Source organism: Parasphingorhabdus sp., assembly GCF_036568145.1.
Classification (GTDB): Bacteria; Pseudomonadota; Alphaproteobacteria; order Sphingomonadales; family Sphingomonadaceae; genus Parasphingorhabdus.
Map to the genome: position 1 here is coordinate 85,934 of NZ_DATCTC010000030.1, position 21,732 is coordinate 107,665.

At 55.2% G+C, this 21,732-nt stretch carries 19 protein-coding genes; 14 read left to right on the top strand and 5 right to left on the bottom strand.

What is annotated here, in order from left to right; all coding sequences use genetic code 11:
• Positions 1–63: 63 nt before the first annotated feature.
• From VIN76_RS11130 to VIN76_RS11145, 4 genes are all read left to right on the top strand, one after another.
• Entirely contained in the window at positions 64–1,176 is a 1,113-nt protein-coding gene (locus VIN76_RS11130; protein ID WP_332041919.1) for an MlaE family lipid ABC transporter permease subunit, read from the top strand.
• Between the two features lie 80 nt (positions 1,177–1,256).
• On the top strand, positions 1,257–2,036 hold the full coding sequence (locus VIN76_RS11135; RefSeq protein WP_332041998.1) for an ABC transporter ATP-binding protein: 780 nt from the start codon (positions 1,257–1,259) through the stop codon (positions 2,034–2,036).
• A gap of 64 nt (positions 2,037–2,100) precedes the next feature.
• Complete coding sequence (locus VIN76_RS11140) at positions 2,101–3,048, top strand: MlaD family protein (protein ID WP_332041920.1); 948 nt, start codon at positions 2,101–2,103, stop codon at positions 3,046–3,048.
• An 11-nt stretch (positions 3,049–3,059) separates the two neighbouring features.
• Complete coding sequence (locus tag VIN76_RS11145) at positions 3,060–3,686, top strand: ABC-type transport auxiliary lipoprotein family protein (RefSeq protein ID WP_332041921.1); 627 nt, start codon at positions 3,060–3,062, stop codon at positions 3,684–3,686.
• A 27-nt stretch (positions 3,687–3,713) separates the two neighbouring features.
• Here VIN76_RS11145 and VIN76_RS11150 read toward each other — a convergent pair whose 3' ends face one another.
• Both VIN76_RS11150 and lgt read right to left on the bottom strand, forming a co-directional pair.
• Positions 3,714–4,772, bottom strand: a complete 1,059-nt coding sequence (locus VIN76_RS11150) for a class I SAM-dependent methyltransferase (RefSeq protein WP_332041922.1) — start codon at positions 4,770–4,772, stop codon at positions 3,714–3,716.
• The gene (gene lgt, locus VIN76_RS11155) at positions 4,765–5,625 is read right to left on the bottom strand and encodes a prolipoprotein diacylglyceryl transferase (RefSeq protein ID WP_332041923.1); all 861 of its coding nucleotides are present in this window, start codon (positions 5,623–5,625) and stop codon (positions 4,765–4,767) included. Before lgt ends, VIN76_RS11150 begins: the two co-directional genes overlap by 8 nt.
• Before the next feature lie 147 nt (positions 5,626–5,772).
• On the opposite strand from lgt, the gene VIN76_RS11160 reads away from it, so the two are divergent.
• Positions 5,773–7,437, top strand: coding sequence for a class I adenylate-forming enzyme family protein (locus tag VIN76_RS11160; RefSeq protein ID WP_332041924.1), 1,665 nt, complete (start codon positions 5,773–5,775; stop codon positions 7,435–7,437).
• Positions 7,434–10,229: a [protein-PII] uridylyltransferase gene (locus VIN76_RS11165; RefSeq protein ID WP_332041925.1), complete on the top strand. Its 2,796-nt coding sequence runs from the start codon at positions 7,434–7,436 to the stop codon at positions 10,227–10,229. The genes VIN76_RS11160 and VIN76_RS11165 overlap by 4 nt, the downstream gene beginning before the upstream one ends.
• Here VIN76_RS11165 and VIN76_RS11170 read toward each other — a convergent pair.
• Together VIN76_RS11170 and VIN76_RS11175 are read right to left on the bottom strand one after the other, a co-directional pair.
• Positions 10,226–10,768, bottom strand: coding sequence for a DUF177 domain-containing protein (locus VIN76_RS11170; protein WP_332041926.1), 543 nt, complete (start codon positions 10,766–10,768; stop codon positions 10,226–10,228). The two genes, VIN76_RS11165 and VIN76_RS11170, sit on opposite strands and share 4 nt — an antisense overlap.
• Entirely contained in the window at positions 10,765–11,292 is a 528-nt protein-coding gene (locus tag VIN76_RS11175; RefSeq protein WP_332041927.1) for a ubiquinol-cytochrome C chaperone family protein, read from the bottom strand. Before VIN76_RS11175 ends, VIN76_RS11170 begins: the two co-directional genes overlap by 4 nt.
• 222 nt (positions 11,293–11,514) lie before the next feature.
• On the opposite strand from VIN76_RS11175, the gene VIN76_RS11180 reads away from it, so the two are divergent.
• A complete protein-coding gene (locus VIN76_RS11180) occupies positions 11,515–11,997 on the top strand; it encodes an outer membrane protein assembly factor BamE (protein ID WP_332041928.1) in 483 nt (160 codons plus the stop codon).
• Between the two features lie 127 nt (positions 11,998–12,124).
• On the opposite strand, the gene VIN76_RS11185 is transcribed toward VIN76_RS11180, so the two are convergent.
• Positions 12,125–14,395 carry an NADP-dependent malic enzyme gene (locus tag VIN76_RS11185; RefSeq protein WP_332041929.1) on the bottom strand — a complete coding sequence of 757 codons (2,271 nt, stop codon included), beginning with the start codon at positions 14,393–14,395 and terminating at the stop codon, positions 12,125–12,127.
• Between the two features lie 277 nt (positions 14,396–14,672).
• Between VIN76_RS11185 and mutS the strand changes: the two genes are divergently transcribed.
• The 7 genes from mutS (at position 14,673) to VIN76_RS11220 (ending at position 21,722) form a co-directional block, all read left to right on the top strand.
• Positions 14,673–17,321, top strand: coding sequence for a DNA mismatch repair protein MutS (mutS, locus tag VIN76_RS11190; protein ID WP_332041999.1), 2,649 nt, complete (start codon positions 14,673–14,675; stop codon positions 17,319–17,321).
• A complete protein-coding gene (locus VIN76_RS11195; protein WP_332041930.1) occupies positions 17,322–17,900 on the top strand; it encodes a peroxiredoxin in 579 nt (192 codons plus the stop codon). It abuts the gene before it with no gap.
• A gap of 221 nt (positions 17,901–18,121) precedes the next feature.
• A complete protein-coding gene (gene argB / locus VIN76_RS11200; RefSeq protein WP_332041931.1) occupies positions 18,122–19,063 on the top strand; it encodes an acetylglutamate kinase in 942 nt (313 codons plus the stop codon).
• A 109-nt stretch (positions 19,064–19,172) separates the two neighbouring features.
• Positions 19,173–19,475 carry a YggT family protein gene (locus VIN76_RS11205; protein ID WP_332041932.1) on the top strand — a complete coding sequence of 101 codons (303 nt, stop codon included), beginning with the start codon at positions 19,173–19,175 and terminating at the stop codon, positions 19,473–19,475.
• Positions 19,476–19,486: 11 nt separating this feature from the next.
• Positions 19,487–20,389, top strand: a complete 903-nt coding sequence (gene folD / locus VIN76_RS11210) for a bifunctional methylenetetrahydrofolate dehydrogenase/methenyltetrahydrofolate cyclohydrolase FolD (protein ID WP_414696346.1) — start codon at positions 19,487–19,489, stop codon at positions 20,387–20,389.
• Positions 20,389–21,108 (top strand): hypothetical protein, encoded by a 720-nt coding sequence (locus VIN76_RS11215; RefSeq protein ID WP_332041934.1) that lies wholly within the window; start codon positions 20,389–20,391, stop codon positions 21,106–21,108. Before folD ends, VIN76_RS11215 begins: the two co-directional genes overlap by 1 nt.
• Positions 21,105–21,722, top strand: a complete 618-nt coding sequence (locus VIN76_RS11220) for a MarC family protein (RefSeq protein ID WP_332041935.1) — start codon at positions 21,105–21,107, stop codon at positions 21,720–21,722. The genes VIN76_RS11215 and VIN76_RS11220 overlap by 4 nt, the downstream gene beginning before the upstream one ends.
• Positions 21,723–21,732: the final 10 nt, after the last annotated feature.

The window sequence follows — 21,732 nt, forward strand, 5'->3', positions numbered from 1 at the left end:
CTTCAATTGCATGACTTGTCATAATGGCTTGAGTTTTCAGTGATTCTCCGTCACGACTACAGAATGGATGGGACGAGCGATTTTGTCGAAGAGGTTACCGGAGAAGGCGTATCTGTGCTTCGCTTTTCGGGTGATCTGTCTATTGCGGCGATCGGCGATTTGCCCGAACGGCTGCGCGATTATGGCACGGATTTCCAACAGATTGACCTGTCTGGTGTCGGGTATATGGACACTGTAGGGGCGTGGCTTATCTATCGCACGGCCCGCGATAGCGGCGCTGAAATTATCGGCGCAAATGAAGATGCGAAGCGCCTGATTGCCGCAGTGAGCTCCTCAGACAATGATGTAGATGTGCGCCCGGTGCCGCCCAATCCGGTTATGCGCGTACTGAACGAAGTTGGTGAAGCGGTTACAACGGCATTTTCTACTCTGGGCGATTTGATCGGCTTTTTCGGCGCTATTCTTATTTCGCTCGGTACGTTGATATTGCATCCCGGCCGGATCCGCTGGAATGCGGTTATCCAGAGATTTGACGTGGTGGGCGTGCGCGCCCTAGGGATTATCGGGTTGATGAGCTTTCTCATCGGCATGGTCATTGCACAGCAAGGCGCAGTGCAGCTGAGGCAATTTGGTGCAGAAATGTTCACGGTTAATCTGGTCGGACGGCTGACCTTTCGGGAACTCGGCGTCCTGATGACCGCGATCATGGTTGCGGGCCGGTCCGGTTCGGCCTTTGCCGCGCAGCTTGGCACAATGAAGCTGACCGAAGAAATTGATGCCATGCGCACCATCGGTGTTTCGCCGGTAGAGGCTCTGGTGCTTCCGCGCTTTTTATCGGCTGTTTTAATGCTACCTTTGCTTGGATTTTATTCGTCGATTATTGCCATTATCGGTGGCGGCCTGTTGAGCTGGGTAGAGCTGGGCATTACGCCCGCAAACTTCTTTGCCCGGATAAGGGAAGTCGTTCCGATAACCGATGTCTATATCGGCCTTGTCAAAGCCCCAGTGTTCGGGGCAATCATTGCGGTTAGCGGCTGTTATCAAGGGATGCAGGTCAAGGGCAATGCCGAGGAGGTTGGCGCACGAACGACTGCAGCGGTAGTGCAGGCTATTTTTCTGGTCATCGTTCTGGATGCGTTTTTTGCCATGTTCTTTAGCTGGATCGGGTGGAACTGATGATGGACGATAATCAGGCCATAGATAATGAAGATCCCGGCCATGAAGCCACCAAGGCTGCCGATCATGATTCTGGAGAAATGCTGATCCGGATCAAAGGGCTACGCAACAGTTTCGGTCCGCAGGTGGTGCACGAGAATCTGGATCTGGATGTCCGCAAGGGTGAGATTTTGGGCGTTGTTGGCGGGTCAGGTTCAGGAAAATCTGTCCTGATGCGCTCTATCATCGGCCTGCAACGTCCGGATGAAGGCTCGATTGAGGTTTTCGGGGAATCGCTGCTCGACCGTTCGGTGGCGGAAACTATGGCTATCCGCAAACGCTGGGGCGTACTGTTTCAAGGCGGTGCGCTGTTTTCCACACTGACGGTGGCGGAAAATGTCATGGTCCCGATCCGCGAATATTTTCCAAAGATGGACCGTATTTTCCGCCGCGAAGTTGCGCGATACAAGGTCTGCCTGTCCGGCTTGCCGCCAGAGGCATCGCCCAAATATCCTTCGGAGCTATCGGGCGGTATGCGAAAGCGGGCGGGTATTGCCCGTGCTTTGGCACTTGACCCGGAACTGTTGTTTCTTGACGAACCGACTGCCGGGCTTGATCCGGTGGGGGCCGCCGCTGTTGATGACCTGACGCGCGAATTGCAACAAACTTTGGGGCTGACCGTTTTTCTGATTACGCATGATCTCGACACGCTTCATACCATTTGCGATCGTGTCGCCGTGCTGGCGGAAAAGCGCGTGATTGCGATTGGAACAATACCGGAGCTGTTGGCGCTCGACCATCCGTGGATACAGGAATATTTCAACGGACCACGCGGCAGAACAGCGGCCAACGCAGCGAAAAAAATAGCGGGGGCAAAATGAAAATACGGTTTCAGGGTAGAGACTTGTTGCAGGGGCCACTAGTGCTGGCCATAAAGGTGAAATAATGGAGACACGATCCAATCACGTTCTGGTGGGTACTATTACCCTGATCCTGCTTGCTCTAGTCGGTGCATTTCTGATCTGGATTGTGCGTTTTGGCGACGGTCCGACCAAGCAATATGACATATTCTTCTCGCAGGCGGTTGGCGGTCTTTCCAAAGGGACAGGCGTGACCTTTGCCGGGGTTCCTTCGGGGCAGGTGTTGAAAGTAGAATTGTGGAAAAAGGACCCGAGTTTCGTGCGGGTACGTATCGAAGTCAGCGAAGATACACCGATTTTGCAAGGTACGACCGCATCCGTTCAAAGTGTAAGCTTTACCGCTCCGCCGAATATCCAACTGGATGGCGCGGTCAAGGGCGCTCCGCCCATCGAAGAATTGGGGCCGGAAGGTGTGCCCGTTATTCCGACCAAACCGGGTGTGCTGGGTGAATTGCTGAACAGTGCGCCGCTGGTGGTGGAACGGTTGGCGACCCTGACTGACCGTTTGACCTTATTACTGTCTGACAAGAATCAGGAATCGATTGAGGGTATTTTGAAAAATACCGAGACTATGACCGGTACATTGGCGCAGCAAGCGCCAAGGCTGGAGCAGTTGTTGGAAGAATCGACGATCACCATCCGCAATGCTGGTCTAGCGGCGGAAAAACTGGCGTCCGTGGCGGATAATACCAATCAGCTTTTGGACAATAATGGTGAGCCTTTGGCAAAGAACCTGACCAAGACGCTGGCCGCAGCAGAGCAAAGCATGGCTGCACTCGCCGTGGTACTGGATGATGCCCGCCCCGGTGTCCGGCAATTCGGGAACAGGACGTTACCTGAAATCGACCAACTGGTTCAGGATATGCAAGCGTTGACCAAATCACTGACATCCGTGAGCGAGCGATTGGATGAAGGCGGGGCCGGTTCCTTGCTATCCGCACCAACGCTTCCAGATTATAAACCGGGCAAATAGAGGAACCCAAAATGAAACAACATGGCGTAAAGACCATATTGGGTAAGATGAAATCATTCGGATTGTTGGCCGGAACATTGGCTAGTGTGGGCGCTCTTGGCGCTTGTGTCAGTTTTGGCGGTGCAGAGCCTCCGCCATTTCTGTTATCGTTGACGCCCGATACACTGGTAGATGCAGGTGCTGTCCATAGTGGGCCCCGCGGTAACGCTTTGGTCATCCGGACGCTTACCACACCGCAAAAACTGAACAATTTGCGCGTTCCGGTTCGGACCAGTGATACGGGAATCGCCTATCTGAAAGATGCGACCTGGGTGGATAAACCCGCACGGCTGTTTGAAGAGCTTCTCAGCGAAACCATCACAGCCAGGAACAACCGGCTGGTCCTGACCCAGATGCAGGCGCGAGGCGCTGCGGATACATATCTGTCGGGTGAACTGGTCAATTTCGGACTGGATGGCCCCAGCCTGACCGTCATAGTGACTTATGATGCCGTTAAAATGCGCTCAGACCAACCGATTGAGAAGCGCCGCTTTGAAGCCCGCGAAACAGTATATGCCGCGCAAGCCGGTCCTGTGGGTGAGGCTTTGAACAGCGCTGCGAACAAAGTGGCGCTGGAAGTTGCAGATTGGGTTAATTGAGAGGGGGAGCTTTCCCGCCTTAATCGCTTATCCGGGATAGCCTTCCGGTTTCGGCCATTCCAGTGAGGTCGCGGCCATGACCCGGAACAAACTACCCATCTCTTCGGCATTGGTGAGCCGGTGATGTGCGGCGCGAACAGCGTCGGCTTTTTCCGGGCTGGCCAGTGCCAGCTTTGCCGCACGCTGGTCAATGCCCATGGTTTTCAGCCATTGCCCTTGTTCTGCCGGACCATGAACGGATAATAGCCGGCTTCTGGCAATGTTGGCGAGACTGTGAAAATTGACATGAGCGGTAAGGTCGGCAGAGCCGGGACTGTCAAACGGGTTGACCGGCATGTGGTTTTTCACGGCTTGCAAGGTGCTGCCAGTTCCCGGACGGTCATAGCCATAGTCTATAATCAATATCACACCGCCCTGTTTGGCAACGCGGCCCGAAAGCCGCTCCCAAAGTGCGGCGCTGGCGGGGGATGTTTCCAATATCGTGCCGATGGGGAAACCGCCGGTTGCCCGTGAAATCGGATCTTCAGCTTCCCTGTCCTCCGGTACCGTTACAAAACTGCCCGCTTCGCATGTTACCATCAGTCGGCGAAGGCCCTGCGGTGTCACGATAAATTGCTCAATCGGCAAGGCATCAAAAAATTCATTGGCTACGATCATTAGCGGGCCGCTATCGGGCAGGTTTTCCACCGTGGCATGCCAGGTTGCACCGGGATGAAGCGCGGCCTGTTTGGCTTTTAATGCAGCGCTGGTTTCGACAAAGTGGATATCCGGTTCATAGCCAAAGCGCGTCATCGTGCGAAGCGCATCGGAAGCCAGAGTGCCGCGGCCCGGACCCAGTTCAACATAATGGGCATGGTGCGGCCGGCCTTTGCGTAGCCACAGGTCCGATAGCCATATGCCGACCAGTTCCCCGAACATCTGGCTGATTTCGGGGGCGGTCACAAAATCACCTTGCTCACCAAGCGGGTCTTTGGCGGAATAATAGGCCGCATTGGCGATGCCCATATAATCGCTAAGCGCTATCGGGCCTTCCCGCCCGATTTTCTCAGCAAGAATCTGCGCTGTCGCCGATCCGCTTTCAGGCAATGGTTTTGTCTCCGGCAACCGGTTCCACACGGACGCGGCGGCTCTTTGAGGTAAGCACCAGATATATACCGAGCAGCAGCATGGGGACGGTCAAAGTCTGTCCCATGGTAAGGCCCCAGCTAAGATTTTCGAGGCCCTGATCCGGTTGGCGGAAAAACTCGACCGTGAAGCGGCTTAGCCCGTAAACCAGCAATCCGGTGCCGACCAGCTTGCCGGGGTGATAGCGCGCGTCGGTTTTCCAGAAAAGCAGCGACGTGATGAGGAAATAGACTATGCCTTCCAGTCCTGCCTCATAAAGCTGGCTGGGGTGGCGCGCGACCTCTCCGCCCATCGGAAAGATGATTGCCCACGGCACATCAGTGGCGCGGCCCCACAGTTCGCCATTGACGAAATTGGCGAGGCGGCCAAAAAATAATCCGAACGGGACGACACAGGCAATATAGTCGCAGATACGCAGAAAACTGAGCTTTTCCTTGCGCGAAATATACCAGATGGCAAGAACAACCCCGATTACCCCGCCATGGAGCGACATGCCGCCATTCCACACTTTTATAATATCCACCGGATTTTCAAGGATGCCCGGCTGATAGAAAAGCACATAGCCCAATCGCCCGCCGATAATGATACCCAGCGTCGCGTAAAAAATCATATCATCGGCATGCCGCCGCGCCATCGGTGCGCCGGGCTGGGCAATCAGCTTGATGAGATACCAGTATCCGATCAATATACCCGCCAGATAGGCCAGCGAATACCATTTTAGCTGGAAAAAACCGAGATCCAGAGCAGTGGGGGAAAGGCCTAGTTCCTCAAACCGGGTGAATTGCGCCGCGTTAGCAAGAATAATATCAATCAACTCTTTTCCCCATTCGGTTTCATCGCCATATAGTTAGGAGCATATAACGGGAAATTCTCCGATACCAAGAGAGAAACCCGTCTGCATTAACGGGAGAAGCTTGAAATGACATCGCCATTAGATGCTATTATAGACGAAACAGTTCGTATGATGACGCAACCTGGGCAGTTGTTGGAGCTGGACAGTGTTCAAAAGTTTGGCGTCGATTTGCCGGTTTTCAAAAATGCGCCCGACAATCTTTCGGACTATTATGCCTATTTCTGTGACCAGCATAAGGACACGGAATTTCTGGTCGATGGCGATATCCGGCTGACATACGGGGAAGCCTATGCCGCTGCACGCGCGCTGGCAGGTGGATTGGTCGGCGGGCATGGCGTGAAAAAGGGCGACCGGATCGGTATCGCTGCGCGCAATTCCGCCAACTGGATCATACTTGATATGGCGATCACCATGGCTGGCGGTATATCCACCAAATTAAATGGCTGGTGGCAGGGCAATGAATTGGCCGACGGCATTGAAGAAGTGGGCTGTTCATTAGTTTTTGTCGATAAAAAGCGCGGCGCCCGCTTGATCGAATCTGGGCGCGATCATGGGGCGGAGCTGATTTTCTTTGAACATGGCGTTCCCCCGCTGCAAGGATTGAAAGCCTGTCTTGAAAAAGGCGGCGATGCCGAAACTCCGTTGCCGCAAATGGGGCCGGAGGACAATGCGACAATCCTGTTTACATCAGGGTCAACCGGACAGAGCAAAGGGGCTTTTTCCGAGCACCGTGCCGTGGTGCAGGCGGCGATGAGTTACGTGGGCGCGTTTGCTGTGGTTGCCCACTTGATGGAAAAAACCGGAACATTGCCCTCGCTTCAACCGTGCGCGCTGGTTGTTATTCCGCTGTTCCATGTCACCGCAGCCGTGCCGCTGGTCCTGACCAGCTATGCCATCGGCCGCAAACTGGTGATAATGAAAAAATGGGATGCGGAAGAGGCGATGCGCCTGATTGAAAAGGAAAAAGTTACCTATTTTGTTGGTGTCCCGCTGATGAGTATGGAGATTTATTCCCATCCCAAACTGGCGGATTATGACCTTAGTAGCTGTGTCACCATGGCGGCTGGCGGCGCGCCAAGGCCGGTGGATCATGTGACGCGGATCAAGGAAAAGATGGGAGAGGGCTATCCGGTAATCGGCTATGGCCTCACCGAAACCAATGGTGTCGGTTGTTCCAACCAGAATGAAAATTACCTCGCCAAACCGGGCAGCACGGGCCGTGCGACGCCGCCTATTGTTGATGTCGCTATTTTTGACGATGACGGTAACAAGCTCCCGCAAGGGGAGCGCGGCGAGGTTTGTATCCGCACATCTGCCAATTTTACCGGCTATTGGAATAACGAACAGGCGACGAAAGACGCGTTTACCGATGACGGTTATTTCCGGACGGGCGATATTGGATATCTTGATGAGGCAGGTTATCTTTTCATTGTGGACCGCAAGAAAGAAATCATCATTCGTGGCGGCGAAAATATTAGCTGTCAGGAAGTGGAATCCGCCATATATGGCCATACAGCCATTTCAGAGGCTTCTGTTTTCGGCCTTCCTGATGAGCGTTATGGCGAAGTGCCGGCGCTGGTCTATAAAGTAAAAGATGGTGAAACGCTGCCACCTGACGCATTGCTGGATTTTTTGAAAGATAAGCTGGCACCATTCAAAATGCCGGTGCATATCTGGCAATATGATGAACCGTTACCCAAGTTGGGAACAGAAAAGATCGCGAAAATCGAGCTGATTAAAAAACATAGGGAAATGTTAGTCGGAGCCGGATGAATATAAGCACCAGAATACCAAAACCTGCGAAGGCTCCGGAAAAGCGGATTGTTCGTCAACGGGATGTCATCGACCGCCGCAAGCTGTCGGAAGAGATTGAAGCCTTGATCGCGAAGGATGGTATTTCCAAAGCGCGGCCCAAGATATTATTGTTATTGCAAGAGGCTCTGGCCAATGGTCGGGCAGAGATCAGTCGGCGACTGATTGAAAAGCCCTCTGCCGGTCATGATGCGGCGGCGGCCCAATCCTTTCTGATCGATCAACTGGTGCGGATAATCCATGATCTGGCTGTCGGACACCAATATCCAGTCAACAATCCGTCATCAAGTGAACGGATCGCGGTGCTGGCGGTAGGCGGCTATGGACGCGGGGAAATGGCGCCACATAGCGATGTCGATATCGCGTTTCTGACCCCCTATAAACGAACCGGCTGGACCGAACAGGCGATTGAAGCCATGCTCTATTGGCTATGGGATCTGGGCTTGAAAGTGGGCCAGAGCAGCCGCTCGATTGACGAGATGGTGCGGATGGCCAACGAAGATCTCAGTATTCGCACTGCTTTGCTTGAATCGCGTTATATCTGGGGCGATACCGAACTTTATGAAGAGGCGAAGGTGCGTTTTTACAGCGATGTCGTTGCCGGAACGGACCGCACCTTTGTCTCCGAAAAACTGGCGGAACGCGACGCACGCCATGTCCGTATGGGGGATAGCCGCTATGTCGTCGAACCCAATGTCAAGGAAGGCAAGGGCGGCTTGCGCGACCTGCAAACGCTCTATTGGATCGGAAAATATATCCATCGGGTCGCATCTGCGGAGGAACTGGTCGATGTTGGCCTGTTAACGGCTGATGAGTTCAAGCGTTTTCGCAAGGCCGCGAATTTTCTGTGGGCGGTGCGCTGTCACATGCACGACATGACGGGGCGGGCAGAGGATCGTTTGACATTTGACCTGCAGCCGAGTGTTGCGGAGCGGATGCGCTTTGCCGACCGGCCGGGCAAGTCGGCGGTTGAACGCTTCATGCAATATTATTTCCTGAACGCCAAAGTGGTCGGGAACCTGACCGGCGTGTTTCTGGCCCATCTTGATGAAACCCATAACGCCGGGGTTCGGCGATTCATTCCCAATATTACGCGGCGGCCGAAAAAGCTGAAAGGTTTTACGCTTGATCGCGGGCGGCTGGCTCTGCCGAGTGAGGATTTTTTTGAAGAAGACCCGGTCCGGCTGATCGAGATATTCCAGCTTGCAGACATACACGGGTTGGAAATCCATCCGCTGGCTATGCGTTCCGCTCGCCGTGATGCGAAGCTGATTACCAACAAGGTGCGCCGGAACAAACGCGCAAATGCGCTGTTTCTTGATATATTATGTTCCCCGCGTGATCCCGAACTGGTCTTGCGCTGGATGAACGAAGCATCGATCATCGGACGCTTCATACCCGATTTTGGGCGGGTCGTCGCCCAGATGCAATTTGATATGTATCATCATTATACAGTCGATGAGCATAGCATCAGAGCCATCGGACTGCTCGCCCGTATCGGCAGCGGCGAACTGGAGGAGGATCATCCCAATTCGACCGAGACGATCAATAAACTGAAAAACCGCAGAGTGCTTTTCGTGGCGACCCTGCTGCATGATATTGCCAAGGGGCGGGGCGGCGATCACAGCGTGCTGGGTGCCGAAGTGGCGATGAAACTATGTCCGCGTCTGGGACTGAAACCCTATGAGACGGAGCTGGTGGCATGGCTTGTTCGTCACCATCTGTTAATGTCGGCGATGGCGTTCAAGCGTGATTTGTCGGACTTTAAGACCATTCAGGACTTTGTCAGTCAGGTGAAGAGCATCGAACGCCTGCGCCTTTTGACTGTGCTGACAGTGGTAGACATCCGCGCGGTCGGGCCGGGCGTGTGGAATAGCTGGAAAAGGCAGTTGCTGACCGACCTGTTTGAAGCCGCGCAGGAAATGCTGCTCCTTGGTCATAAACAGCGTGGCCGCAAGGAGCGGATCGCTGCGAAGAAAGGTGCGCTAAGAGAGGCGCTGGATATATCGGACGAGCGTTTTGAAATGCTCGCCGACCGGCTGACCGATCCTTACTGGATAGCGGAGCCGGACGATGTCATCGCGCATAATGCCCAGCTGATGCTGAGTGCGGGTGAAGCAGGCAACGAGCATAGCCTGACCATATCGACGGTGGCCTATCCGGAACGCGGTGCGACTCTGGTGACGATTTTTGCATCGGATCATGCCGGGCTGTTCTATCGGATTGCAGGCGGTATCCATGTTGCGGGCGGTAATATTATCGACGCCCGTATTCATACCACACGCGATGGCATGGCGCTCGACAACTTTCTGGTGCAGGATCAGCATGGCCAGCCTTTTGCCGAGGAGCGGCAACTCGAACGGCTGAAAAAAGCTGTTGAAGATGCGCTGGCCAATCGTTCGAAACTTGCGACAAAGCTTGAAGCGCGGCCACTGGCTCACTCACGGGCCGGGGCGTTTACGATTGTCCCCAATGCGATGGTTGATAATGACGCATCCAACCGGTTCACCGTGCTTGAGGTGACGGCGCGGGACCGTCCGGCTTTGCTGAACGCACTGGCCCATGCCCTGTTTGAATCAAAAGTCACCGTACACAGCGCCCATATCGCAACTTATGGCGAGCGCGCTGTCGATACATTCTATGTGACCGATTTGCTGGGCGGAAAAATTGAGGGCAAGGTCAGGATCAGCAATTTGAAGAAGAATCTCGTCAATGCCGCGTCCCAAGGTTATGACGAAAAAACGGCCGCTTAGCCTAGTTTGTCCTTAAGCGCTGCCAGCGCGCCAAACGGTCCCGCCTCTTCTTCGCTTTTCAGGCCGCGCTTTTCCGCAACGCTGTCTGCATCGGGTCCGCGTGGATAAGGATCAAGCGCAAGATAAAGCGTTTGCGCTATCGCTTCGCCAAGGTCGATCCGGGCATTTTCATATTCGATAAGGTCGCAATCTTCGGCTGCAAGTTCGATTTCTTCCTCGGCAGGGGGATTATCGGCTTTCTCAACAAAGATTATGTCAAAATCTTGCGAAAGCTTGACGGGAAAGGGCTGCCCGCTAATTGCGCAGTTTTGATGCAGGTCCGACCGTATGGAGCCTTTGAAGCTGATTTTATGCTCTTTGGCTTCCAGTCGATAATCTGCGCTAAGCGATTCGATCGAGGGCAAGTCAAAGCGCTCCGCCAGCGCCCGGCGCTGCCCCTCATTGGCAGAAATTTGCCCGGTAAGGGCGGCGCCGCCGATCTCGGACAGCTTGACTATCTTGGACAGTTCAGGGGTTGGCAGGGATTGTGGCGCAGTCATGATTCAACCTTTGCGATATTTCCGGCAATCACATCATCCGTGGCCATCGCCGCTAGCTGACGGTGTAAATCGGTGAAGTTTTTGACCGTATGATCCAATTCGGCGGGGTCCGGTGCATTGCCGCGATAAAGATTGCGGGTCAGCGCCTCTTTGATATCGGAGTTACCGCCCAGCGCGTCTCGATAGGCACCCAGACGCCCGCCCAATGCGCTCATCATCTCGCCCACACGCTTGCCGACAATCATGTCGCCTATGCCAATCTGGCGCAGTTGCCCGTCCATATCCTTGACAAATAATTCGGTGAGCCAGGCAATTTCCTGCCGTGTCTCATCATCCTGCTCCAGCCGGATCATCACCAGACAGAGCATAGCCGCGATCATATCAAAACGGCCATCCAGAGTATCGGGAACCGCACCCTGTTCATACCAGTCTATCCGCCGCCCCTGTGAGATCACGGCGTTGTAAAGTGGCTGCATGACATGATTGGGATTCTTGCGTCCCAGCAGCTCGTTCAAAAATGACATTATTTACAAACTCCGGCTTTGGTCCCGACTTGGTTGCAGATGCGGCCGACTTGCGGCTAATGTTAAGACTACATACAGGGGATATTGATATTTATAACGCGAGATGCAATGGGCCTTACCATAAGCGGGTAAAAAACTGCTATAGTGATTGAAATCGTCTGATTCTGCGGTGGGATGTTTTACCGCAAAGACCATGGGCGGCCGTTTTGGAGAATAGAGTTGATGCGTAGCCAATTGAAAAAGCACATGGTGATAGCAGGTTTGGTCGCCAGTGGACTGGCCCTGTCCGGCTGTTCGCAGGTCAAAGGGCATCAGGGTTATATTTCCGATCCGGTCCTCACCAATGCCATTCTGCCGGGCGTCGATAATCGCCAATCGGTTGAGGCTTCATTGGGTCGCCCCACATTTACCGGACAATTTGATGACAATGTTTGGTATTATTATGCGCGTGATACCAAACAATATGCGTTTAATTCACCAACACCCAGAGATCAGATGGTCATGCGCGTGACGTTTGATGAAACCGGTAATGTGATAGCAGTTGATCGCACGGGACTGGAAAAGGTCGCGAGCATCAGCCCGAGCGGGGACAAAACCCCGACACTGGGGCGGGACCGTTCTTTCTTTGAAGAGCTGTTCGGCAATATCGGCGCAGTTGGCGCGCCGGGTGCCCAGGGCCCCAGCAACGACCCAACCCGGCCTTGACGCCGCGCTTGATCTAGGACCACCCTTCAAGAAGTTCAGGTCGAACCGGAATCTCTTTGCTCTAAAGGGATAACCGCCAAAGCAGTCTCGTGCTCCTGTGCGCCCTTATTTTGCCGCTATTTTGCCCCTATTTCGCAATGCCACTTGCCGCCAGAACGGCCAGGGTCACGAGTTCGGACGCGGTCGAGGCCATGGTTGCAATCTGCACCGATTTCTTGAGACCCACCAGCATCGGCCCGATCATTGCATCGCCGCCCAGTTCGCGAAGCAGTTTTGCAGACAGATTAGCCGATTGCAGGCCGGGCATGACAAGGACATTGGCCGGGCCGGATAGCCGGTTGAACGGATAATTTTCCATCAACTTGCGGTTAAGTGCCACATCGGGGGCCATTTCGCCTTCATATTCAAAATTGACGCGGCGGCTGTCCAGTACGGAAACAGCCTCGCGAATATTTCCTAGCCAGCGGCCAGCCGGATTCCCGAATGTCGAATAGCTAAGGAAAGCAACGCGCGGTTCGTGGCCCATTTTCCGTGCGACGGCGGCGGTTTGTTCGGCAATGTCAGCTAATTCTTCGGGGGATGGGCGCTCGTTGACAGTCGTATCCGCCATGAAAACCGTGTGGCTTTTGCCGATCATCACGTGAATACCAAACGAGGTACGGCCCGGTTCGGTGTCTATGACCTTGGCGATATCTTTGAACGTCTGTGAATAGGGGCGAGTGACACCGGTAATCATGGCGTCCCCTTGGTCCAGCGCGAGCAAGGCAGAGCCAAAAATATTGCGGTCCTGATTGACCATGCGTTTAATATCGCGCTTCATATGACCTTTGCGGTGCAAGCGCTCATAAAGCATATTGACCATATCGGGCACTAGCGGACTATTGCGCGAGTTGTGAATCTCGAAACTGTCCGGGTCGCTGACACCCAGTTCTTTAAGCTTTTCGCGCACCCTGTCGTCGCGGCCGACCAGAACAGGGGTGCCATATCCGCCATCCTGAAACTGTATTGCGGCGCGCAGCACGACAGTCTCTTCGGCTTCTGCAAAGATAATCCTTTTGGGTGAGAGTCGGGACGCTTCATAGGCTTGCGTAAGAGTCGATGTCGTCGGGTTCAGCCGTGCTTTCAGGCTTTGGCAATAGCTATCAAGATCCTCAATATGTTTCTGTGCGACGCCGCTATCCATCGCCGCCTTGGCTACGGCGGCGGATACGACTTCCATCAAACGCGGATCAAACGGCGCGGGGATAATATAATCAACACCAAAACTGGGTGCTTTTCCGCCATAGGCCAGCGCTACCTCTTCGGGAACCTGTTCGCGGGCCAGTTTGGCAATTGCATTGGCGGCGGCGACTTTCATCTCGTCATTGATGCGGGTGGCCCGGACATCAAGCGCACCGCGGAAAATGAACGGAAAGCCGAGTACGTTATTGACCTGATTAGGATAGTCGGACCTGCCGGTCGCAATAATCGCATCGGGCCGCGCTGCTTTGGCATCGGGCGGGGTGATTTCGGGATCAGGGTTTGCCATTGCAAAAATAATAGGCTTATCCGCCATATCCTTGACCATCTCAGGCCTTAATGCTCCCGCAGCTGACAGGCCCAAAAATACGTCGGCACCTTTCAATGCTTCGGTTAGGTCGCGGGCATCGGTATCAATTGCATGGGCTGATTTCCATTGGTCAACATTGTCACGGCCGCGATAAATGACGCCCTTGCGGTCACACATGGTAAGATTATCATGCGGAAGGCCCATTACTTTCAGAAGGGAAGCACAGGCTATTGCCGCTGCTCCGGCACCGTTGACGACGACCTTGATATCCTTGATATCACGATTGGTCAGCAGACAGGCATTGATAACACCGGCGGCGGCGATAATCGCTGTGCCGTGCTGGTCGTCGTGAAAGACAGGAATATTCATCCGGTCCCGCAGGGTCTGCTCAATTACGAAGCAGGCCGGTGCGCCTATGTCTTCAAGGTTGATACCCCCGAAGCTGGGCTCCATCAGTTGGACTGCGTTGATGAAAGCATCCGTGTCTTCAGTATCGAGTTCCAGATCAATCGCGTCCACATCCGCGAAACGTTTGAACAATACAGACTTGCCTTCCATCACCGGCTTGGAAGCGAGCGCCCCCAGATTGCCGAGTCCAAGAATCGCAGTGCCGTTGGTGATTACCGCGACCAGATTGCCTTTGGCGGTATATTCATAAGCTTTGGAAGGGTCTTCGGCGATTGCACGGACGGGAACGGCCACACCGGGTGAATAAGCCAGACTCAAATCCCGCTGGGTGGCCATAGGTTTGGAGGCGATAATTTCGATTTTGCCGGGACGGCCGTGGGAGTGGAATAATAAGGCTTCGCGCTCAGAAAATTCTACGTTACTGTCAATCTTGTCAGCCAAATTATATCTCCGTGCTCAAAATTCCGGCATCCCTTGCCACGTGATGCGCGTCCCGGCGCTTGCCTACTCTGAAATATAGGCATTGGGCAAGGGCTACTATAAGCCGATTTGGAATGAACGAAACCATATCAAGGTTAGATAAGAGTGAGATAAGGAAATGCGGCCCTTTTATGTGCCGTCATAGTTCGCTATCGCTTCGACTATGTCCACAAAAGTTCAGCCTAAAAAATCGGAAAAAACGGATGGTGAGTCCACTGCTCAGCCAAAGCTGACGCCGATGATGGAGCAATATTTTACTCTAAAAGAAAAGGCGCGTGATTGCCTTCTTTTCTATCGGATGGGCGACTTTTTCGAGCTGTTTTTTGAAGATGCAAAGCTGGCGTCTGCGGCGCTTGATATTGCGCTGACCACGCGGGGAAAAAATGCCGGGGAAGCGATACCCATGTGCGGGGTGCCGGTCCATGCTGCTGAAAGCTATCTGGCGAAATTGATTCGTGCCGGTTTCAAGGTTGCGATTGCCGAGCAGACTGAAACCCCTGCCGAGGCAAAAGCGCGCGGCGGGTATAAAGCGCTGGTCGCGCGTGACATCATCCGCTTTGTGACAGCCGGAACGCTTACCGAGGACACGCTGCTTGATGCGCGGTCCGACAATATGCTGGTCGCTGTTGCGGAGGTGCAGGGGCAGATTGGTATTGCGGCGGCGGATATATCGACGGGTGATTTTGAACTGCTGCATATTTCGGGGTCGCATGGAACAAATGGAGGCGATAGCGCACATGGGGAACATGGATCCAACAGGGGGGCGCTGACTGCCGAACTGGCGCGGATCGCTCCGTCTGAGGCCGTTTGCAGCCCCGCGCTGGACGGGCATGTGGCGGGGGCGACCGTCTGGCCGAAAGAAGATTTCGACAGCCAGAAAGCGGAACGCAAGCTGAAGGCTTTATTCGGTGTTTCGACGCTTGACGGTTTCGGCCATTTTTCCCGCAGCGAACTGGCGGCAGCAGGTGGGCTGATCGCCTATATCGAGCATACAGCCCAAGGCGATACGCCTTTCCTGAAGCCCCCGGTCCAGCGTCACGCAGGCGAATATCTACTGATCGACGGAGCGACGCGGGCAAGCCTGGAGATCGAGCGGACCATGGCCGGTGAGCGGGCAGGCAGCCTGCTTGGCACGATTGATCGCACGGTGACGCCGGGCGGCGCGCGCCAGCTTGGCAGGGATTTGGCAGGGCCTTTGTTTGACGAGGCGAAGATCAATTTGCGCCTGGGCACTGTCCAATGGTTTCATGACGCGCCCGCTATTCGTGATGTTGTGCGCGATGCCCTGAAAGCCATGCCGGATATCAGCCGCGCTCTGGGCCGGATTTCTGCGGGGCGAGGCAGCCCGCGGGATCTGGGCCAGATACGCGACGGGTTGAGCGGTGCGCGGATTTTGCGGGAACGGCTGACGCTTGATACAGGCCTTGGCGGCGCGCTTCCCGACCTGATGAATATATTGCTGCCGGCGCTTGATGGCCATGGCGCGCTAGTGGACTTGCTGACCCGCGCGCTGGTCGAAACGCCGCCGACGGATATGACGAATGGCGGTTATATCGCGGCGGGCTATGATGCCGCGCTGGACGAGCTGCGTAGCGCCGGTTCCGATGGCCGCAAAGCGATTGCGAAGCTGGAGGCCCGCTACCGCGAGGCGACAGGGATCAACACGCTGAAGATCAAGCATAATGCGGTGCTGGGCTATTTTGTGGAAGTCCCCGCGCGCCATGGTGACAGCCTTATGGCAGAACATTCCGGCTTCACCCATCGTCAGACTTTGGCGGGTGTTGTGCGGTTTAACTCGACCGAGCTTCACGACGAAGCCGTGCGCGTAACGCAGGCGGGCGCACATGCCCTCGCGGCGGAAGCGGCGCATTTCGAAGAGCTGATCGAACAGGTTTTGACGCGCAAGGATGCGATTGCGAAAAGCGCGGATGCACTGGCGCGGATTGATGTGGCGGCGGCATTGGCGGAGCGCGCAGCCGAAGGGCAGTGGAGCCGCCCCGAATTTACCGGCGGCAATGTGCTGGAGATCAGGGACGGGCGGCATCCGGTGGTGGAGGCAGCGCTTGGCGCGAAGGGTGATCCGTTTGTCGCCAATGATTGCGCGCTTTCCAATGATGAACGGCTGTGGCTGGTTTCCGGCCCGAATATGGGCGGTAAATCGACCTTTTTGCGCCAGAACGCGCTGATTGTTATTCTTGCTCAGGCAGGCAGCTTTGTCCCCGCCACGTCGGCGCGGCTCAGTCTGGTGGACCGTCTTTTCAGCCGGGTCGGGGCGTCCGACAATCTGGCGCAGGGGCGATCGACTTTCATGGTCGAAATGGTCGAGACGGCTACGATTTTAAGCCAGGCGACGGACAAGAGCTTTGTCATTCTGGATGAAGTGGGGCGCGGTACATCGACCTATGATGGCCTGGCGCTGGCCTGGGCCGTGGTCGAGGCGGTGCATGAAACCAACCGCTGCCGGTGCTTGTTCGCCACCCATTATCATGAGCTGACCCGGCTGGCGGACCGGCTTGATGCCATGTCATTGCACCATGTCAGGGCGCGCGAATGGAAAGGCGATCTGGTGCTGCTGCACGAGCTTGCCAAAGGTCCGGCGGATCGCAGCTATGGCCTGGCGGTGGCAAAGCTGGCGGGAATACCGAAACCTGTGCTAAAACGCGCCAAGTCGGTGCTAGACAAGCTGGAAGCGGGCAAGGCAGAGACAGGCGGTCTGGCCGCAGGACTAGGCGACTTGCCTTTATTCGCGGCCAGCCTTACGGTCGAGGAAGAGAAAACCGACAAGCTGCGCGAAGCCTTGCGAGAACTGGATGTGGATGCCCTAAGCCCACGCGACGCACTCGATCAGCTTTATGCCTTGAAATCGGCGCTGGAGCAGGAGGAATAGATGAACCGTTGGATCATAATCATAATAGCGGCGCTGGTTCTGGCCGGAGGCGCCTATTTCTATACCACGCGCAGCGCCAATGCCGAACCGCTGGAAGTGGGCGCGGTTGCCCCTGATTTCCAGGCGACCGGCGCGCTGGCTGGGGAGCAATTCAGTTTCCGCCTGTCGGACAAGCTTAAAGAAGGCCCGGTGGTGCTCTATTTCTTTCCCAAGGCCTTTACCGAAGGGTGCACCATCGAAGCCAATATGTTTGCCGAAGCAACCGCCGATTTTGAAGCGGCAGGGGCGACTGTTATCGGCATGTCGGGCGACGATGTGGAAACATTGACCAAGTTCTCGATCGAGGAATGCCGCGACAAATTCGCCGTCGCCCGCGCCGATAGCGAAGTTATGGACGGATATCATGTGCGAATGGTGCCCAAGCTGTCCATGACCAACCGGACAAGCTATGTCATTGACCAGAATGGTAAAATTGTTCTGGCCCACAGCGCGGGAGAACCGAAGGGCCATGTGACGCTGACACTGGAAAAAGTGCAGCAACTGGCCCGTGCAAAGGCAGCTGCTCCGCCTGAGAGTTGAGTGGGTTTTTCGGCAGTCGTATTCGACACACGTTTGATGATCCATTTTCGTCATCCTGAACTTGTTTCAGGATCTCGCGAATTCGTGCGCCTCATAATAGATCCTGAAACAAGTTCAGGATGACGATGTAGAGGGTGGTGCTACAGTAGTCACCAACCCCCAAAGCACCCGAAAATCCATAAAGGGCTTGCATTTGCCGCAAAGCTGGATTGAAAGACGGCATGACCGATAAAGCACCTAATCAAACCGCAAATCACGCGCCCGACCCGGCAATGCTGGCCAAGGCTGAAACGCTTACCGAGGCTTTGCCTTATTTGCAGCGATATGCCGGCAAGACTTTTGTCGTGAAATATGGCGGGCACGCGATGGGCGATCCGGCGCTGGCGCGTAATTTTGCCGAGGATGTAGTCTTGTTGAAAGCGGTCGGCATCAACCCGGTGGTGGTGCATGGCGGCGGCCCGCAAATTGGGGCGATGCTGGAACGTGTTGGCGTTGAAAGTAAATTTGTCGATGGCCTGAGGGTTACGACCAAGGAAACGGCCGAGATTGCCGAAATGGTTCTGTCCGGCGCGATCAACAAGGAACTGGTTAGCTGGATCGAACAGGCTGGCGGCAGCGCGATCGGCATATCGGGCAAGGATGGCGGCTTTGTCAAAGCGGTCAAATTGCGCCGCACCGCCCGCGATCCCGATAGCAATATCGAGCGGATTATCGACCTTGGTTTTGTAGGCGAACCCCACAAGGTGAACCGCAGCATCGTTGATACGATTTCTTCTGCGGGCATGATTCCTGTCATTGCCCCCATCGGGGTTGGTGAAGATGGCCATACCTATAATATCAATGCCGACACGATGGCAGGCGCAGTGGCAGCGGCGCTACGGGCATCACGCCTGTTCTTGCTGACTGATGTCGCGGGTGTGCTCGACAAAAATGGTGAGCTGCTGACCGACCTGAACCCGGCGGATATCCGGCGGCTTCAGGGCGATGGCACGATTTCCGGCGGGATGATTCCAAAGCTGGAAACCTGTGTCGATGCGGTGGTGAAAGGTGTTGATGCTGCTGTTGTGCTGGATGGCCGCGTGCCCCATGCGATGTTGCTCGAAATATTCACCAGCAAAGGGGCAGGGACGCTTATCCGGGATGATTTTGAAACGGTTGATTAATTGCCGAACTGTATTATATTGACGATACACTAATTTTTCATAGAGATTGCTTGGCATTGCGCGCCACTATCGTTTAGTGACGAACACGAAATAAAGAGGTTCCGGGTCCATGTTTTTTGCCTTGTTTCAGATTATCGATATCCTGCTTACGGTCGCGATTACCGTCATTATCGTGCAAGCGATCATGAGCTGGTTGCTCGCATTCAATGTTATCAATCTGCAAAATGATATTGTTCGCGCGCTGTGGACAGCGCTGGACGGGCTGACGGCTCCAATTTATAATCCAATCCGACGGATTATGCCGGATTTCGGGGCTATTGACCTGACGCCGATGGTGGTGATTATCGGGATCATCATCTTGCAGGATGCCATCCTGCCGCCACTCCGCGCGGCTCTGATCCCAGTTTTATGAGTTCAGTGAATATGAGCAAGCATGCGGCAAAAATAATAGACGGCAAGGCTTTCGCTGCCGGACTTCGTGAGCGGATAAAAGACGCCGTGCCGCATTTTCAGCAGCAAACGGGCCGCGCCCCCGGTCTGGCCGTGGTTTTGGTGGGCGACGATCCCGCAAGCCAGGTTTATGTGGCGTCCAAACATAAAGCGACCATCGCCGCCGGTATGGAAAGCTTTGAACATCGCCTGCCTGCCGATACGGCGCAGGAAGATCTGATCGCTTTGGTTGAAAAACTGAACGCCGATGATGCGGTGGACGGCATATTGGTGCAATTGCCGCTGCCCGGTCATCTGGATGAAAAAGCGGTGGTCATGGCGATTGACCCTGACAAGGATGTTGATGGTCTGCATGTTATCAATGCAGGTCGGCTGGCCAATGGCGAAAAGGCTTTGACGCCGTGCACCCCGCTGGGCAGTTTAATGCTGCTCAAGGACGAACTGGGCGACCTTACGGGCATGAATGCGGTGGTTGTCGGTCGCTCCATCCTGGTGGGCAAACCAATGGCGCAGTTGTTGCTGGCTGAAAACTGCACCGTCACCATCGCGCATAGCCGCACGCGTGACTTGCCGGACGTTGTGCGCCGGGCCGATATTGTCGTTGCTGCGGTCGGGCGGGCGGAAATGGTGAAGGGCGACTGGCTGAAAGACGGCGCGGTTGTCATTGATGTCGGGATAAACCGGCTGGACCCCGAACCCGGTGCGCAAAAGGGCCGCCTTGTGGGCGACGTTGCGACTGCCGAAGCCATGGATCATGTCCGTGCGATCACTCCGGTTCCCGGCGGGGTTGGGCCAATGACCATAGCTGTGCTATTGCGCAATACGCTGGTCGCCGCATCTTCTCGTGCAGGCATCGCCAAGCCCGAAGGATTATAATGAAACAGCTTTTGGCCGCGCTTGCTATAGGATCGCTTCTGACAGGATGCGCGGGTAGCGGAGTGTCCAGCGACCGGGAGCGGTATCTTCGCGTGGCCGGAAAGCCGGTTGCCAACCCCAGCGATATAGTAAGGGCGGAAATCGCCTTTGCGCGGCTCGCACGGGAAAAGGGGCAGTGGACCGCTTTTCGTGAAACCGCCGCGCCAGATGCGCTCATGTTCACGCCGGAAATGGTCAGCGCGCAGGACTGGTTAAAGAACAAAGCCGACCCGGCGCAATCAACCGATTGGCAAGCGCACAAGGTTTACATGTCATGCGATGGCAGCATGGGCGTGGCAACCGGCGCGTGGCAAGGGGCAGCGGGCAAAACCGGCTATTACACCACCATCTGGGCCAAACAGGATGCGCAAATCCGCCGTGAACGTGGCAGGGAGATCGAATGGAAATGGATATTCGATCATGGCGTGCCATTGGATGAGCCTTTGACGGAGCCGGATTATGTAACCACACGGGTAGCCACCTGTTCCAAAACTGCATTACCGGCCGTTGCTGCTGCGCCTGGCGGCGACAATCAAAAGAGCGGCTATTCCGATGACGGCACCATGTTCTGGAGCGCGGAAAGCTCTGCGGACCAGTCGCGCTCGCTGTTGGTAAAAATGTGGAACGGCAGCGAATGGGAAGATATAATTTTCAATGACGTAGCGGCCCCCGCCGGATGATCGAGCTTTTCCTCTCCGCCTTCATCACGCTTTTCGTGGTCATTGACCCGCCGGGCTGTGCGCCGATTTATGCCAGCCTGACCCGCGACGCTTCTGCGGCGCAGCGCCGGAACATGGCCATTCGCGCGGTGGTTGTTGCTGCGCTGATATTGGCTGTTTTCTCGATCTTTGGCGAGCAGTTGCTGGGCGCGTTGGGCATCAGCCTCGACAGTTTCCGCATTGCTGGCGGTATCATGCTGTTCATGATCGCGCTGGAAATGGTCTTTGAAAAACGCACCCAGCGCCGCGAAGACCGTGCACAGGAAATTATCGACCATCCCGAGATAGAGGATGTTGCCATCTTTCCGATGGCGATGCCGATGATTGCAGGGCCGGGGTCCATCGCGGCGATTATGCTGTTAATGTCCAGAAGCGATGACATGGAAAGCCGACTTGTCATTGTCGGTGCGCTTGGATTGGTGCTGCTGCTGACGCTAACCGGATTATTGCTGGCGGGGCCATTGATGCGGGTTCTGGGCGGCAATGTCGAAGCGGTTGTCACGCGCTTGCTAGGCGTGCTGCTTGGTGCACTGGCCGTGCAGTTTGTAGTCGACGGGCTGAGGGGCAGTTTTTAGGGAGAAGTTC